Origin of the sequence: Pedobacter sp. HDW13 (assembly GCF_011303555.1) — a bacterium.
GTDB lineage: Bacteria > Bacteroidota > Bacteroidia > Sphingobacteriales > Sphingobacteriaceae > Pedobacter.
On sequence record NZ_CP049868.1, the window covers coordinates 1,914,491 to 1,930,277 of the forward strand.

At 37.2% G+C, this 15,787-nt stretch carries 16 protein-coding genes and 1 pseudogene; all 17 read right to left on the reverse strand.

Translation table 11 applies throughout. The annotated features are described in order from the left end of the window. Positions 1-100: 100 nt before the first annotated feature. Positions 101-418, reverse strand: a complete 318-nt coding sequence (locus tag G7074_RS07980) for a CpsD/CapB family tyrosine-protein kinase (RefSeq protein WP_166207852.1) — start codon at positions 416-418, stop codon at positions 101-103. Continuing rightward, positions 415-2,124: a GNVR domain-containing protein gene (locus G7074_RS07985; protein ID WP_166207855.1), complete on the reverse strand. Its 1,710-nt coding sequence runs from the start codon at positions 2,122-2,124 to the stop codon at positions 415-417. The genes G7074_RS07980 and G7074_RS07985 overlap by 4 nt, the downstream gene beginning before the upstream one ends. Before the next feature lie 56 nt (positions 2,125-2,180). Continuing rightward, positions 2,181-2,441, reverse strand: coding sequence for a Wzz/FepE/Etk N-terminal domain-containing protein (locus G7074_RS07990; protein WP_166207858.1), 261 nt, complete (start codon positions 2,439-2,441; stop codon positions 2,181-2,183). Between the two features lie 13 nt (positions 2,442-2,454). Beyond that, positions 2,455-3,261 (reverse strand): polysaccharide biosynthesis/export family protein, encoded by an 807-nt coding sequence (locus G7074_RS07995; protein ID WP_166207861.1) that lies wholly within the window; start codon positions 3,259-3,261, stop codon positions 2,455-2,457. A 179-nt stretch (positions 3,262-3,440) separates the two neighbouring features. After that, complete coding sequence (locus tag G7074_RS08000) at positions 3,441-4,175, reverse strand: tyrosine-protein phosphatase (protein ID WP_166207863.1); 735 nt, start codon at positions 4,173-4,175, stop codon at positions 3,441-3,443. Between the two features lie 233 nt (positions 4,176-4,408). Further along, positions 4,409-5,544 (reverse strand): annotated as a pseudogene (gmd, locus tag G7074_RS08005) (GDP-mannose 4,6-dehydratase). A 417-nt stretch (positions 5,545-5,961) separates the two neighbouring features. Next, entirely contained in the window at positions 5,962-6,822 is an 861-nt protein-coding gene (gene rfbA / locus G7074_RS08010; RefSeq protein WP_166207866.1) for a glucose-1-phosphate thymidylyltransferase RfbA, read from the reverse strand. Between the two features lie 90 nt (positions 6,823-6,912). Next, a complete protein-coding gene (rfbD, locus tag G7074_RS08015; RefSeq protein ID WP_166207869.1) occupies positions 6,913-7,767 on the reverse strand; it encodes a dTDP-4-dehydrorhamnose reductase in 855 nt (284 codons plus the stop codon). Further along, complete coding sequence (rfbC, locus tag G7074_RS08020; protein WP_166207872.1) at positions 7,764-8,312, reverse strand: dTDP-4-dehydrorhamnose 3,5-epimerase; 549 nt, start codon at positions 8,310-8,312, stop codon at positions 7,764-7,766. The genes rfbD and rfbC overlap by 4 nt, the downstream gene beginning before the upstream one ends. After that, positions 8,312-9,364 carry a dTDP-glucose 4,6-dehydratase gene (gene rfbB / locus G7074_RS08025; RefSeq protein WP_166207875.1) on the reverse strand — a complete coding sequence of 351 codons (1,053 nt, stop codon included), beginning with the start codon at positions 9,362-9,364 and terminating at the stop codon, positions 8,312-8,314. Before rfbB ends, rfbC begins: the two co-directional genes overlap by 1 nt. A gap of 191 nt (positions 9,365-9,555) precedes the next feature. Continuing rightward, complete coding sequence (locus G7074_RS08030; protein ID WP_124562095.1) at positions 9,556-10,119, reverse strand: DUF3109 family protein; 564 nt, start codon at positions 10,117-10,119, stop codon at positions 9,556-9,558. A 2-nt stretch (positions 10,120-10,121) separates the two neighbouring features. Next, positions 10,122-10,895 carry a DUF3108 domain-containing protein gene (locus G7074_RS08035; protein WP_124562053.1) on the reverse strand — a complete coding sequence of 258 codons (774 nt, stop codon included), beginning with the start codon at positions 10,893-10,895 and terminating at the stop codon, positions 10,122-10,124. Positions 10,896-10,995: 100 nt separating this feature from the next. Beyond that, positions 10,996-11,511 carry a DUF2480 family protein gene (locus G7074_RS08040; protein WP_124562052.1) on the reverse strand — a complete coding sequence of 172 codons (516 nt, stop codon included), beginning with the start codon at positions 11,509-11,511 and terminating at the stop codon, positions 10,996-10,998. 65 nt (positions 11,512-11,576) lie between these two features. Further along, positions 11,577-12,557 carry a peptidylprolyl isomerase gene (locus tag G7074_RS27870; RefSeq protein WP_370526643.1) on the reverse strand — a complete coding sequence of 327 codons (981 nt, stop codon included), beginning with the start codon at positions 12,555-12,557 and terminating at the stop codon, positions 11,577-11,579. Beyond that, complete coding sequence (locus G7074_RS27875) at positions 12,497-13,660, reverse strand: peptidylprolyl isomerase (protein WP_370526608.1); 1,164 nt, start codon at positions 13,658-13,660, stop codon at positions 12,497-12,499. The genes G7074_RS27870 and G7074_RS27875 overlap by 61 nt, the downstream gene beginning before the upstream one ends. 262 nt (positions 13,661-13,922) lie before the next feature. Then, a complete protein-coding gene (locus G7074_RS08050; protein WP_124562050.1) occupies positions 13,923-14,489 on the reverse strand; it encodes a hypothetical protein in 567 nt (188 codons plus the stop codon). Continuing rightward, complete coding sequence (locus G7074_RS08055; protein WP_233603963.1) at positions 14,489-15,787, reverse strand: outer membrane protein transport protein; 1,299 nt, start codon at positions 15,785-15,787, stop codon at positions 14,489-14,491. The genes G7074_RS08050 and G7074_RS08055 overlap by 1 nt, the downstream gene beginning before the upstream one ends.

The window sequence follows — 15,787 nt, forward strand, 5'->3', positions numbered from 1 at the left end:
TTTTCTTAAAATTTAATCAGATAAATTAATTCTATTGCGAAATTGAATAATCTACAGTTTTTGCATAAACAAAGTTGATTTAAAATTAGCTATTTAAGTTTCAGAATAACTTATCATACCATTTTTGCTTCTTCGCTTCACCATATGTACCATATCCATAGCCGTAACCATAATCTTTACTTATAATATCATTAACTACAATGCCTAGATTTTTCATTTTACCAGATCGGTATAAATCTTCAACTATAGCCAACTGATTTTTTTGTGTTACTTTTTGTCTCACTAAGTAAATGGTAATATCAGCATAGCTTGCTAACAACTGGGCATCTGTAATAACCCCTACAGGTGGGGCGTCCATAATGATATAATCAAACTGCTCTTTCAAATCTTTTATTAAACCAGGGGTATGCTCACTCATAATTGTCTCCGCAGGATTAGGGGAAGGGGACCTGAAGAAATGATAAACATGTTCTTATTGATAGAAAGTGGTTTAACGATGTTAATGACTTTAATATCAGAATTAATCGTAAAGTTACTAAAACCGACATCATTGTTCACGCCCAATTTGGCCGACAGCCCAGGTTTGCGCAAATCCAATTCCATCAATAACACTTTTTTTCCAGCGAGGGCTAAAATATTCCCTAAGTTAATGGCTGTAAAAGATTTGCCCTCACCACTCATACTGGAGGTTAAGAGAATTATTTTTTCATTTTTAGTTTTCAAATAAAAAGACAAATTTGTCCTTAAAGCCCTAAATTGTTCTGAAATGGCCGACCTTTCATGATTTGCAACAATTAAATTATCGGCGCTATCATTATGACTGATTTCACCGATAACCGGAACATCTGTAAGTTTATTTATTTCCTCTTTGGTATTTATACTAGTATTAAGTAAATCTCGTCCTAAGAGAATTACAATCGGAATAAATAATCCGGCAATAAGACCAGCTAAATAAATTCCACTTTTCTTTGGGCTTATTGGAATTACTTGTGCCTTAGGCGGATCGATTGTTTTGGCAATAGAAATATTTGCCGTCTTAGAAATAGCGGTTTCTTCTGCTTTTTGCATTAGAAAAATATACAATTCCTGTTTAATTCCTTTTTTTCTTGCCAGCTTCAGGTAATTTTTCTCTATTTTAGGTACATTAGAAATCCGCCCCTCTGATTGACTCAGTTGACTTCTTAATTTATTTCGCGTTAAAACAAAAGTATTTTTTGTGCTTTGTATGTTCGCTAAAATCCCATTTCTTAATCCAGATATCTGACTATCGATATTTTTAATAAACGGACTCTCTTCAGTCACACTCAATAACTGCTTTTCTCTTTCTATTAGTAACGAGTTATACTGACTCATCATTCCCGAAAAGATTATATCTTGCGGCAACAACGATGTTGGAAATACTTTTTTGTTTTTACTTTCATCCCGGAGATAATTTTCCAGATCATTTAAGATAACAACCTGCGTTTCTGCTTTAGCTAACTCTACACTGAATTCGGAAGTATTTTGAACAAGTAATTTTCCCTGCTCGCTCATATCTGCAAGCTTATTATTCTGCTTAAAGGTTTCTTCTTCATCTTCAACATCACCTAATTCAGATGCAATAACATTTAGTCGTTCGCGAATAAACTTATAGGTACTATCTGCGATGGCATTTTTATCACTCAAACTGCCCTCAGTATATTTGTTAATCAATGTTTGCAATATATCTTCTCCCTTTTGTGGTATTGGATAAGATAACCCTAATGAAACAACGCTAACCTGTTTATTGGCAGCAGCAACAGATAACTGTCCAGTTAATTCAGCTACACGCTGATCGACAGAACTTACCGTAACAAAATACTCATTATTGTCCATTTGGGTAAGTGGATTTTGTTCTATTTTAATTACCCCAACCCCAGTAACACTTATTGGTTCGTTCCAGGAAATTTCTTTCTCTAAACTTTTAGTTTTTACTTTAATTTTATTTGAAGAAATTTTCTGAATCTGGAATCTTGTATTTACAATTGTATCAACACCCTGTATAATATTTAACTTAAACGGAGCGGAGTAAAGCTCGCGATTCACCAATGAGCTCCGTTTTGAATAAACAATATTTAACTGCATCTGTCTTACCACTTGTTCCATAAGAAATCGGGTTTTCAGAATTTCAACCTCATTATCTACAGAACTTTTGCCTCCAATTATCCCCCGAGATCCATTAATGAACTGGCTTGCTTTCCTATTCCACCACCCTTATCATCGTCTCCAACAAGTATTTTGGCGTTAATTTGATAATTAGGAGGAGTATAATTGGCGTACAAAAAAGCTACCATTGAGCAAATGATGATGCTTAAAATGAACCAAGGCCATTTATCAAAAAGTTTATTTAAAATATCTTTAATATTAATAGTATCGTTTTCTTCAATATGTTGTTCCATATTTCCCTTAGGCGTATTATTCATTTTCTTGATGATACTATTTAAAATTAGAAATGGCCAAAACAATTACTGAAATTACCGAGGCAATTACCCCTATGGTTTGAATCTGACCCGAATTTGAAGCAGAAACCTTCCGCTTGTTTGGTTCAACATAGATGACGTCGTTCTGTTTCAAATAGTAAAACGGACTGCTAAAAATATTACTTGAATTTAAATCTAGCCGAGCAAATTCTTTTTTCCCATTGTTATCCCGTACGATTAAAACATTTTCACGTTTTCCATAAATGGTTAAATCTCCTGCTAAGCTTAGAGCATCTAGAATTGTTACTTTTTCATTTGGTAACGTATAAGCAGATGGTGCGTTTACTTCACCCAACACACTCACTTTAAAATTGGCAAACCGCAATTGCACATTGGGTTGTTTATAAACATCTGTTGCCTTTTCGCGGATCAATTCTCTGGCCTGATAGGTAGTTAATCCAGCAACCTTTAATTTGCCAATTAGTGAAAGTTCGATTTCTCCATTCTTGTCTACTAAAAAACCAGTACTTTGACTTGCTATGCTCGTATTTGTATTGCCCCCGAGAGTTGGTGTAGAAGCAGCCTGATTAATAATCGCACCACTTTGTGGATTAAGGGTAAAGATATTGATACTTAAAATATCGTCTGGCTGTATTACCGGCTCTGTAAAAGCAATCGCACTATCTAATTTCGCCTGCCTAACAGATTGAATATCTTGAAAATAAGCAATTTTTTTGTTGCTTACACAAGAAAAACTAAGGGTAATCGCAAAGAACAGAACTGCCAGCTTCAATCCCTTATTCACATTATTATTTTTATTCATAGATATAAATCTGTCCTGATAATATTTTAGATTATGAACAGCTCGCAAACTTAACCATTTAATTGTAATATCTGAAAGATTGAATGAATCATCTATAGATATTGAACTAAGTTTTCGAGCGCATTTACAATAAAAATAATGCCAAATATTAACAACTAATAAAATAAGTCATAGATATATTAATTTGTTCCAAAAATCTCGTAATTCTTAAAAGCATAGGCCCCTACCAAATCATAGAGCTTTCCAGAATGAACGGCTTCTGTCAATGTATGGAGATGTTTATCATGATGAAGATCTGTCCCTGCTAAATCATACATTTTTTCTTTTAAAAGAGATTCTGCAAGTTGTTTTACATCCTTTCCATAATAACCTAAAATAGATAATAGATTTAGTTGTAATAAACATCCCTTTTCTTTAAACCTTTTTAAGCGACTTTTATCTTTAAAATAAAAAATATAACGCTCTGGATGAGCCAATACAGGATGATAGCCTTTAATTTCGACATCGAATATGGTCTGGCTAACCCCTGGACTTTCCGACAAGTAAGACATTTCTATAAGGAGGTGTTTTTGATCTAAAGGACATAATACTTGATCCAATGTAAAGTCTTGATCAATCATGTATTCTGCTCCGGCCTCCAATTTTGTTGATATATTAGCTATGTCAAGCGCATTTTGCAAATCCACTTTTGCTTTGGCTATGCTTTCTGGTGTATTTGGATATAATTCTTTTAAAATATGTGGCGTAGCAATCAGTTTCTCAAAACCTAGCTCACTAAGAGATTTAACAAATCGTACTGAGGTTGACACATCAGGAGAGCCATCATCAATGCCAGGTAAAATATGAGAGTGCATATCTACTCCAAGCCAGGAAATATCGGTAACCTTGTTTTTTTTGCTAAAAAAGCTAAACATATATTAAAATCTGAAATCTGCGCAAAAATATTTTGATATATAAAAGTTAAATCACAAAATCTTAAATTTTAAAAGCACTTTGAAAGATCTTAACCAGTACATTCCAAGATAACGCCATAAATCTAAAACATTTTATGCGATTTCCTTGTAAACAATATATTAAATCAAATAAATAGTAGAGGAAATCTCCTAAAAATTTATTTAACAAGCATTCATACTATTATACCATCAGTTTATTCAAAGTAATTCAAGGTTCTAAATCCACCATCTTTCAGGTATTCATCTTTCTTCATTAAATGAAGATCAGAAATCATCATATCCTTTATTAAGGCAGCCAGGTCATATTTTGGGTTCCAACCTAGTTGTGTTTTAGACTTGGTAGGATCGCCCAATAATAAATCCACTTCCGTCGGCCTATAATATTTAGAATCTACCTGTACAACTGTACTTCCTAAAAATAATTTATCACCAACAATTCCATTTTTGGCTAAAAGTGACTCATCTAAACCTATGATTACACCTTTTTCATGCTCATCTTTGCCCGAAAATTCAACTTCGATACCCAACTCAGCAAAGCTCATCCTTACAAAATCACGAACGGTTGTAGTAATTCCAGTTGCGATAACAAAATCTTCTGGCTTTTCCTGTTGCAAAATTAACCACATCGCTTCTATATAATCTTTGGCATGCCCCCAATCCCTTTGGGCAGATAAATTACCCAAATAAAGGCATTTTTGTAGCCCCAAGGCTATTTTAGCCGCCGCACGCGTAATTTTGCGGGTAACAAATGTCTCACCCTTAGCGGACTTTCGTGGTTAAACAAAATACCATTACATGCAAATATATTATAAGCTTCACGGTAGTTAACGGTAATCCAGTAGGCATACATTTTCGCTACGGCATAGGGCGAACGTGGATAAAAAGGAGTGGTTTCGCTTTGCGGCACTGCCTGTACTAAACCATACAATTCTGAAGTGCTCGCTTGGTAAACCCGTGTTTTTTGGGTTAGGCCTAAAATACGTACCGCTTCTAAAAGGCGCAAGGTTCCTATACCGTCAGCATTTGCAGTATATTCTGGCATTTCAAAACTCACATGCACATGGCTCATCGCTGCCAGATTATAAATTTCATCAGGTTGCGTTTCCTGGATAACGCGAATTAAGTTAGTTGAGTCAGTTAAATCGCCGTAATGCAGTTTAAAGTTTACGTTTTGCTCATGCTGGTCCTGATAAAGGTGATCGATCCGATCGGTATTAAATGATGATGAACGCCGCTTTAATCCATGAACAAAATAACCCTTTTTAAGTAAAAATTCTGCCAAATAAGCTCCGTCTTGTCCCGTAACACCTGTAATTAAAGCAACCTTCATGTTTATTAATCTTTTTATAAGCTACAAACATACAGAATAATTTATTCGATTGATAAAGTACATTTAATTAAGCAAGAAAGAGAAATAACAGGCGATTTTTAAATTATTTTTCTTTCGGTAATTGCGCAAAGAAAATCGATTAAGCATCACACTCTCCCAGTAATCCTCTCATCGTCCTTTAGATTTGTAGAAGTTTTTTATTTATGAATTAATTGAATTTACAATTGGTTTAACTTTGAATAAAAGCTTACCTAGACATGAACACTGGAAAGAGGTTAAAACACCGGTCTGCCTGGCCGGGATAAAGTTCATCGTGACAATCAAGAATGGAGATCAGAACAAACATACTCAAAAATAAAAATCACCAAACACATAAGCTGCATTGGTGATTTAATATAACTTTATTAGCCTTATGGTCTATTTAATCTGCTTCAGCAAATAACTGCCATAACCACTTTTAACCAAGGGCATAGCGATAGCCTTTAGCTGCTCCGCATCGATGAAGCCCATGCGATAAGCAATCTCTTCAATACAACCAATTTTTAAGCCCTGTCTCTCCTCAATAATCTGCACAAACTGACCGGCCTGCATTAAAGAAGTAAATGTTCCGGTATCTAACCAGGCAGTTCCGCGGCTCAATACACCTACTTTTAATTTACCCCGCTCTAAATAAATACGGTTCACGTCAGTAATTTCATATTCACCTCTTGGAGAAGGCTTAATATTTTTAGCAATCTCAACCACTTCATTATCGTAAAAATACAATCCAGGTACAGCATAATCCGATTTCGGTTTTACTGGTTTTTCTTCAATTGAAATGGCTTTTTTATTTTCGTCAAACTCAACCACGCCATAGCGTTCCGGATCTGCAACCTGATAAGCAAATACTACACCTCCATCTGGATCAGCGCTGGCTTGTAACAATTTGGTCAATCCATCACTATGAAAAATATTATCGCCCAATACCAGGGCAACTTTATCCTTACCAATAAATTCTTCGCCTATTACAAAAGCCTGTGCTAAACCATTGGGTTCTGTCTGCACCGCATAACTAAATTTACAGCCCAATGCAACACCATCCCCCAACAATTTCTCAAAATTAGGCAGATCGTGCGGGGTAGATATAATCAGGATTTCTTTTATACCCGCCAGCATCAAAGTAGAAAGCGGATAATAAATCATCGGTTTATCGTAAACCGGCATCATTTGTTTACTACAAGCCAATGTTAAAGGATGCAAACGTGTGCCGCTACCACCAGCTAAAATTATACCTTTCATAGTATTGTGATTAGTTTATTTGTTCAGTAGTCATTGGTCACGACTACAGCTCATATCTTGTTAATTAACTATATTTTCTATTGCAAACTGTTAGCGAAGCTTCGCTATACAATCCACCAGGCTATCTCTCCAATAAGGGATTTTTATATTAAAAGTAGTTTTAATTTTCGTTTTATCCATTACCGAAAAAGCTGGTCGCGTAGCTTTAGTAGGATAAGCCGATCCTGGAATTGGTTTTACCTTAACCGCAGTTTTACTAATATCAAATATGGCGGTTGCAAAATCGAACCACGAAGTTACCCCTTCATTACTGTAGTGGTAAACGCCATAAGCCTTTTGGCCCGACTCGATAATATCATAAATCGCATTGGCCAAATCTATGGCATAAGTTGGTGTACCTACCTGATCGGCAATGATATTCAGTTCATCCCGCTCAGCCCCCAGTTTCAACATGGTTTTAACAAAGTTATTCGCATATTCAGAATATAACCAGCTGGTACGGATAATAAAATGGGCTGGTAAATTGGCTGCCACAGCCTTTTCTCCATCAAGTTTAGTTACACCATAAACATTGATAGGTTTTGCTTCATCATCTTCTTTTAGCAGTTTTACCTCATTACCTTCGAAAACAAAATCTGTAGAAATATGTACTAATGTTGAGCCATGTGCTGCACAAGCAGAGGCCAGATAATCTGCTCCGGTCTCATTTATGGCCTTTGCCAGTTCAATCTCATCTTCAGCTTTATCTACAGCAGTATATGCCGCGCAATTGATTACAAAAGCTGGTTGTTCTATAGCTAACAATGCATTTAAAACACCTTCATCTAAGATATTGGCATCCTGTTCTGAAGGAAAAACTATATCAGCAATCCCCCTAAGCTCGGCTACGTTTTTTAAACATTGGCCTAGTTGACCACCAGCACCAATTACTAATATCTTGCTCATATATGCTGTAATGCAGAAAAAGGTTTTAGAAGCAGATCTTTTTCAGATACTTCTCTGTCGTTTTCTGGAATTAACCAGTCGATATTCAGGTCCGCATCGTTATAAATTACACCCGTTTCTGAAGCTTTATTGAAAAAATTATCGCATTTATACAAAAACTCAGCAGTTTTACTCAATACCGAAAAGCCATGTATAAAACCACGTGGAATATACATTTGGAGCTTATTCTCGGCGCTTAAACGTACTGCGAAATGCTTACCATAAGTTGGCGAGCTTGGACGTATATCAACCGCAACATCCAAAACCTCACCCTTGGTTACACGTACCAGTTTAGCTTGAGCAAATTCGCCCGTTTGGGCATGTAATCCACGGATTACACCATAAGAAGAATGAGATTCATTGTCTTGTACAAACCTCCCCGATAAACCCGTTTTCTCTTCAAAGGTACTTTGGTTAAAACTTTCAAAAAAATACCCCCTGGCATCTTCAAATACCCGCGGTTTAATAATCAGGCAGTCTTTTAATCCAGTTTGTTCAATTTCCATTATTTATGGCTGTACTGTTGTGCGTAATAAGATTGATAATTACCCGAGGTTACATTGTTTAGCCAGTCTTCATTTTGCAGATACCAGTCAACAGTTTTGGCTAAACCTTCTTCAAACTGTAAGCTTGGCACCCAGTCTAACTGTTCCTGTAATTTAGTCGAATCGATAGCATAACGCAAATCGTGCCCTGCACGGTCGGTTACATAGGTAATCAGTTTAGCCGATTCACCTTTTTTGCGACCTAATTTTTCATCCATAATGCTACACAATAGGTTAATCAGATCGATATTTTTCCATTCGTTATGGCCACCAATGTTGTAGGTATCGCCGGTTTTAGCATTATGGAAAATCACATCAATGGCACGGGCATGGTCTTCAACCCATAACCAGTCGCGCACATTTTCACCTTTACCATAAACGGGTACAGGTTTGTTGTTTTTAATATTGTTAATGGCTAACGGAATCAGTTTCTCAGGAAAATGATGTGAGCCATAATTGTTTGAACAGTTAGAAATTACACAGTCCATACCATAAGTATCGTGATAAGCACGAACAAAATGATCGGAACTGGCCTTAGAGGCCGAATATGGGCTGTGTGGATCGTAAGCAGTAGTTTCGGTAAACATCCCTGCTTCACCTAAGGCACCATAAACCTCATCCGTACTTACATGATAAAAACGTTTTTGGTCATAACTACCTTTCCAGTAAGCTCTGGCCGCATTTAATAAATTTACGGTACCAATCACATTCGTCATTACAAAAGCGGTTGGGTCGGAAATAGAACGGTCAACATGGCTTTCTGCAGCTAAGTGAATTACAGCTTCAAAATTTTCGCTTTTAAAAAGCTCATCAATCGCTTGTGCATCGGTAATATCTGCTTTTACAAATCTATAATTCGGTTTGTTTTCTATATCGGTTAAATTAGCCAGATTACCTGCATAGGTTAACTTGTCTAAATTTATAATCTCATATTGAGGATAGTTATTAACGAAACGGCGAACTACGTGAGAGCCAATAAAGCCCGCTCCACCAGTAATTAAAATTTTTTTCACAGTTATTAAATGAATTTCAGTTGGCTAAATTAAGTTAGATTTCTTCAAAAACCAACTTAATTGTGACATTAGCAGAAAACTGAACGAAATAGTTTAGAAGCAATTAGCTTAATATAGCCTCAATATTGAATTCCAAATTAGTTTAATGGTATTTAGAGTCAATATATCTTATAATATTGTAGACGATAGCACTACATCGCCGCAACCGAACTCTCCAGTTCTTTATACCAGGCCTCTCCATATTTACGGATAAGCGGTCCTTTTAAGAAACTATACACCGGTACTTTAAGCTCACGTCCAAATGTACAGGCATCGTGACAGATGTGCCAACGATCGTAATTCAGGACATCGAATTCTGGATATTTAGTGATACGGATAGGGTATAAGTGGCACGAAATAGGTTTTTGCCAGTCTACCAAACCTTGTTCATAAGCTTTTTCAATGGCACATTTGGTTATCCCACCTTCAAAAAGCACATAGGCACACTCTTTATTTTTATCGACACAAGGCGTGGTCAAATCGCCATCTTCATCAACCACGTACACGCCTTGCTCTTCAATGGCTTTAATCCCCTTTTCGTTTAACAAGTGCTTTATTTTTGGATAAATATCTTCTAAAATTGCTTTTTCGTCATTATCCAAGGGTGCACCCGAATCGCCCTCTACACAACAGATCCCTTTACATTTGCTTAAGTTACAAACAAAGTTTTCTTTCAATACATCTTCGTGCACCAGCACTTGTTCTACTTCAATCATCATTACTCTTTTGCTAAAGCATATTTCAGCCCATCGGCCGATTTTAATTCCATTGTTACTGCGCCCACCAATATTTCTACCTGTGCTTTTACCGGCACACGGTTGCCATCATCGGTTACCCAAAGGTACAATCTGCTGTCTTTTTTAAATATCCGGCCCGGCTTAATAGATGGACTAAATTTTAAACAGCGGATATTGCCGAGTTTGCTCTTTATGGTTTCTTTACCTATATATTCTACTTCGAGGGCTGAAATTTCATCACCCAAAAAATAGTTCAATTTAAATTTATCGCCAACCTTAATCTTACTGATATCAAGGCTACGGGCAAAATAATAGGCTGATACCAGATCGAAAGTCTGGCTGGTTGGGGTAGTAAAAGTTCCCCTGTTCGAGACTACTTTCTTACCATCCTGATTAAACCTTGCCTTATCCTGACGGCGGTAACTGGCCTCACGGATATTTTCCTGATAGAAGTAAGGTAACAGGTCTGTTTTATCGATGTAAGAGTCGTAATGATCCCTAACCTTATAAAAGATATCGAAAGTTCCTGAGGTCTCCGCATCAACCGTAAGCTTATAGGTTGGCTTATTATCAAACTTTAAATCAGAATTGGCAACTTTTATCGTGGCCTCGGCAGCTGTTATAAAACCGTAACGCAATTTATATTTTAAAACTTCTCCTTCCTGAAATACAGGCTCCTTCTTGAGAGGGAGCTCCTGTGCCAATACATGGAAACTGCATAGTGCAGCCGTGACTATTAAAAACAGTTTTTTCATCGCTTTTGTATTCATTTGTGTGTATAGAAAAGAAACATCGTCTTTAAAAAAGGGAACATATTCTTTTCTTGATGAAGATATACAAAAAGCAAACCAATTTTTAATCTTTTCGTTTATAAACCGGAACGGTAGAACAAGGCTCGCCAAACATGATGCTTTTAACAACTGGTGTTAGCAGATTGGTCACCTCTACATAGGCGGCTACAGGCACCTCAATGTCGCCACAGCCTTTTACCACGACACGTTCATTCGCATAATCCTGCGGATTAATTTTAGCCAGTGCTTTCGAAAATAGTACAGCTTCCAAAGTATCCAGTCCGCCAAACACTACCTCGTTGGCGTAAGGCTTCATTCTATTCGCCAACAGCATATAAGCCCATGTGGGTACAATGGCATCGGCAGAGCAGATGATCGCTACGTTCTTATCCTGATATTGTACCCAGTCGTGATTTTTGATAAATTCCCTAAAATCTTTCTCCTTCAGCATCAGTCCATGAAAAAGATTATCTACAATATCATAAAGCACTCTTTCGCCTTTATGATAAAAGTCTTCGAGGTTTAAGCTTACCAAACCACTGTTTGCTACTTTATTGATGATGTTTTCTTGAATTTCCATGGCCTTAAATAAAAAAACCGCTCCGATAATTGATCGGAACGGTTACAAAATTACGTATTTTCTAATTAATAGAATTTCACACGATTGTCTTTTATCTGTGCATTATCTTGTAAAGCCTGGAAAGCCGCTCCTAATGAACGCTGACCTAAGCTTAATAACATACCTTCTTTTTGTTTAAACATGTTGGCAATTGGTGCAGGGTTTGTAAATCCATCAACTGAGAATACATAAACACCACGTTCGCCCTGAACAGGAGCAGATAATTTTCCTGGCTGAGAACCAAATACGCTACCAACCAAAGCGTTTTCTTGTGCTACACCTGGAATTACCGGGTTAGCAAATACAATGTTCTGTACTGGACTAACCGGACGAGCTAGCTTCGCACCAACCTGATCGATATTTCCTTTACCGGCATTAACCAGTTTTTCTTTTAACAATTTAGCTTTAACCGCATTGCGTACCATTGGCTCGATTTCTTTTTTAACATCGGCTAACGATAGGGTACCCTTAGGACTAACATTGGTTAAACGTGCTACAACATACGCATTGCTCATGGTATAAATTTCAGGTAACACATCACCTTTATCAGCAGCATAAGCATCCTGGATTAACTTACGCGGGTTATCTAAACCTGCTGCGAAACCTTGTGTAGCTGCAACTCTATCAGCAACGGCAACTTTTAATCCTTTTTGTGTAGCAAGTTTTGCAAAATCGTTTCCTTTCACATCAGCAAGGAAATTACTTGCAGCTTTATAAGCCGCGGCCTGTGTTTTGCTGCTTGCAGCTAATGTTTTCTCAACATAAGCTAGTTTAGCTACTTTAGATGAACCGATTTGTTTTTCGATTTTAAGAATATGGTAACCGAACTGAGATTTAACTACTTTAATATCTCCTGCTTTGCCATCGAATGCTGCGTTTTCAAACTCAGGCACCATAGCACCACGTGCAAAAGTACCTAGCTCGCCACCTTTATCTTTCGAACCATCTACACTGTAGTTTTTAGCAAGCTCAGCAAAATTGCCCCCTTCAAAATTAAACCTTTTAATGAATCGGCTAACTTGCTTGCTTTATCTTCACCACCAACTTTAGCCGGATCGATTAAGATGTGGCTGGCTTTTACCGAATCAGGAGAGAAACGGCTGGCTACAACTTTTACAATTTTATAAGAGTTACCAGATAATTTAGGACCATAAAAACTACCTGCAGGCAATGCAAATACTGCAGAATCAACAGCCGGATCTAATTTACCTTTCGTTAGGTAAGCAAAAGGAACTTTAACATCCGAATTGATAGCTGCAAAAAGTGAGTCGTTTTTAGCTACCTGAAAATCGGCAGCAATTTTATCCACCTGCGCTTTAATCGCTAATGAATCGGCTTTATTTGGGCTAATGCTGAAAGTTACATATTCGAAAGCACGGGTCTCAGTTGGATTGTTAAAACGTGCTTTATTCTGATCATAGTATTCAGAATAATCTCCATCCGTTAATTTAACTGATGCATCCGGAATAGAAGTATAATCTAAACTTACATATTTGAAGTTAGCCAGTTTGTTACGGTTGTTATATTCATCAGTAGCCTCTAACGAAGTTACATAAACCGAATTACGGATTAAGTTAGAATATTTGGTTTGTAACGCTTGATTTTTAATCTCCTGTTGCAACATATCAGATTGTTGTAAAGCCTGAGGTTCTTTTGATTTTAAAAAGTTCATCAGGGTTACACGGTCTAATTGGCCGGTTTGAGGATTAGAAAAATACTGTTTAATTAATGGGCTAGGGTTCTGACCTTGCAATAAATCCATCAACTCATCTTCCGATACTGTTAAACCTAAGCGATCGTACTCCTTTGTTAATAAAACTTTAGCCAGTTCTGCATTCCAGGCCTGATCTACAGCCATAGCAGTCATTTGTGCATTTGCACTACCGCCATATTGTTGTTTCATTTGGTTTACACCCTGATCAACCTTTGGTCCGAAATCATCGATACTGATTTCGTTACCGTCAATAGATCCGACAACTTTTTGATTTGCAGACCAAAAAGGTTTACCTACGTTAATTGCATCGCCTACTAAAAATGCAACAATTGCAAAACCGATTGCAAAGACCAGGATATAGCCCGCACGGTTACGCAAAAATGTCATTAATCCCATATTGTAATTATAAATTTATTTAGTTCTTTTTTAAGAGGGCGCAAGATACAAATTTGCATTAAAAAAGAAAACACAAAATTTTATTTATCAAACGCTTAATTATAAGGGGGATGTAGGAGGTAAGATGGCTGATGGAAGATGGCGGGATTTGCCTATAAAATTAGCTTCAAAACCGCTGTATTTTGATGGATTCTTAATACATTATCCATTTTACCTCCTCCATACTACATAAGTTAAGGTGCCACCACTATTCCAGATCCAGCTATAAAGTTCCCTTCGAGTTAATTTCACCTGTTCCAGGTCCCATTTCATAAGTACTGAAATCCTGAGGAGCCTTAAAATCCTTTGCCCTTGTAAAGTCACCGTTTACGCTCAAAATATCAACGGTTTGATTTGAATAGAAAATCTTCTTCGATTCATCCCAGATTAACTCCTGAGAGGAAAAAGTATCGCCCTTGCTATTCTTTACCACCACATTTTTACGGAATTCGGTTTTAAGCTCAGTATCTTTCCTGATGGCATAATCGCACACCAGGTTTCCATCAACTGTGCCTTGTGGATTGTAAAAATCGATGTTTACGCCTTTAATCATTTCCTGGTAAGAACCACCGTTAGAAGGTGTAATCTTATCCAGTATTGGCGCATAGCCTTTTGCCTTTACCCTAGCCGAGTCGCTGTAAATAATCTCAACACCAATGGTACGGTCGCGTGTTAAGGTTACCTTACCTGCTGAAACTGAATTCGCATTTTTTAGATCGTCGTCTCCACAAGAAGCCAAAAACAATGGCAACGCCAGAAACAGACCATATAAAAATGTTTTTAAATTCATTAGTCTACGCGGTACTTACGGAACCAGGTATCGTTTAAGGTAAAGCCAAGGTGGAAATTAATATACTGTTCTTTAACCAGGTTATTGTTTAAAGTTCCTCTTTGCCCAACCTCAGTTGTAAAGTTAATTTTATAAAATGCCGTACCTCCATTTGCTGATGGTAGCGGGAAACCAAAACCCAACGAAGCGCCCATTTGTTTAATGTTCTGATTGTTTACCTGAATATACGTTTTATCGTAATTAAAGCCTAAGCGGTAATCAACACGTTTCATATAACTGTTGTAAGAATAAGCATCAGGAGTCCACTGGCCACCTAACGATGCTCCCCAGCTGTCTTGCAAACCCTGGCTAACATTATTGATTGTGGTTTCCGACCATTTGCTCATTCTAAAATCAGCACCGATCATCCATTTATCATTCTGCTGAATAGCTATACCAAAGTTATGGGTTAATGGCAAAGTAAGGTTAGATTTTCCTTTATCAATTCTACTCAAAGTATCCAATGCCGGTTGCTCATTGCCATTCGCATCTCTAAGATAGCGGGTTGCGAAAAAGGTCTGGCTCGAATTTATTTTACCCGAAGTGCTACCCGAATAACCCAGGGTTACCAATGTTTTCTTACCTACATTAAAATCGTACTGGATACCATAAGAATAAGCTAAACCACCTACACTGTTTTTATTTTGAAGTTTGGCATTATAGGCCCCAACAATTGCGCTGCTGTATTCGGTTGAACGCGTAGTTTGCAGGTTACCAAAAATGTATTCCAAGTTGGCCCCAATTCTTAAATGATCGCCAAAACGATAGCCGTAACCAAAGTATGCTTTCGATAAACCGCCTTCACCTTCGTAAACCTGATCAACCGAAGTAGTATCAATTTTAACCTTGTTCCTGTAAGTATAACCTAAATCAGAATAAGGCAAAATACCAAAGCTCAAAGCCGATTTTCTACCTACTGGTGCTGCAAAGGCCAAATGGCTAAAAGTAGAGTTAAAGGTACTCTCGTTTAAATTGCCTCTGCTTAAGTTATTGATACTTGCGCTCATACCAATATCGATAGTGGTTAACGAAATACCGGCATATGATGCAGGGTTCTGCATATTGATGTAGTTAAAACCGCTTACTTTGTTTACAGCAGTAGAAATTCCACCCATTGCCCGCAATTGAGGCAACAAAGAGCCTTTTATATTACCAAGCCCATATCTTGAATATGGCGATGATGTAGTAACCTGTGCCTGAGCACTTAAACCACCAACTAGAACGAGTATGGCTGCAATATAATTTATTCTTTTGTACAT

Excerpts from the sequence above, each read along its gene's own strand:
- G7074_RS07980 (WP_166207852.1), bottom strand. The coding sequence starts at position 418 with ATGAGTGAGCATACCCCTGGTTTAATAAAAGATTTGAAAGAGCAGTTT.
- G7074_RS07985 (WP_166207855.1), bottom strand. The coding sequence starts at position 2,124 with ATGGAACAAGTGGTAAGACAGATGCAGTTAAATATTGTTTATTCAAAA.
- G7074_RS07990 (WP_166207858.1), bottom strand. The coding sequence starts at position 2,441 with ATGAATAATACGCCTAAGGGAAATATGGAACAACATATTGAAGAAAAC.
- G7074_RS07995 (WP_166207861.1), bottom strand. The coding sequence starts at position 3,261 with ATGAATAAAAATAATAATGTGAATAAGGGATTGAAGCTGGCAGTTCTG.
- G7074_RS08000 (WP_166207863.1), bottom strand. The coding sequence starts at position 4,175 with ATGTTTAGCTTTTTTAGCAAAAAAAACAAGGTTACCGATATTTCCTGG.
- rfbA (WP_166207866.1), bottom strand. The coding sequence starts at position 6,822 with ATGAAAGGTATAATTTTAGCTGGTGGTAGCGGCACACGTTTGCATCCT.
- rfbD (WP_166207869.1), bottom strand. The coding sequence starts at position 7,767 with ATGAGCAAGATATTAGTAATTGGTGCTGGTGGTCAACTAGGCCAATGT.
- rfbC (WP_166207872.1), bottom strand. The coding sequence starts at position 8,312 with ATGGAAATTGAACAAACTGGATTAAAAGACTGCCTGATTATTAAACCG.
- G7074_RS08030 (WP_124562095.1), bottom strand. The coding sequence starts at position 10,119 with ATGATTGAAGTAGAACAAGTGCTGGTGCACGAAGATGTATTGAAAGAA.
- G7074_RS08035 (WP_124562053.1), bottom strand. The coding sequence starts at position 10,895 with ATGAAAAAACTGTTTTTAATAGTCACGGCTGCACTATGCAGTTTCCAT.
- G7074_RS08040 (WP_124562052.1), bottom strand. The coding sequence starts at position 11,511 with ATGGAAATTCAAGAAAACATCATCAATAAAGTAGCAAACAGTGGTTTG.
- G7074_RS27875 (WP_370526608.1), bottom strand. The coding sequence starts at position 13,660 with ATGGGATTAATGACATTTTTGCGTAACCGTGCGGGCTATATCCTGGTC.
- G7074_RS08050 (WP_124562050.1), bottom strand. The coding sequence starts at position 14,489 with ATGAATTTAAAAACATTTTTATATGGTCTGTTTCTGGCGTTGCCATTG.
- G7074_RS08055 (WP_233603963.1), bottom strand. The coding sequence starts at position 15,787 with ATGTACAAAAGAATAAATTATATTGCAGCCATACTCGTTCTAGTTGGT.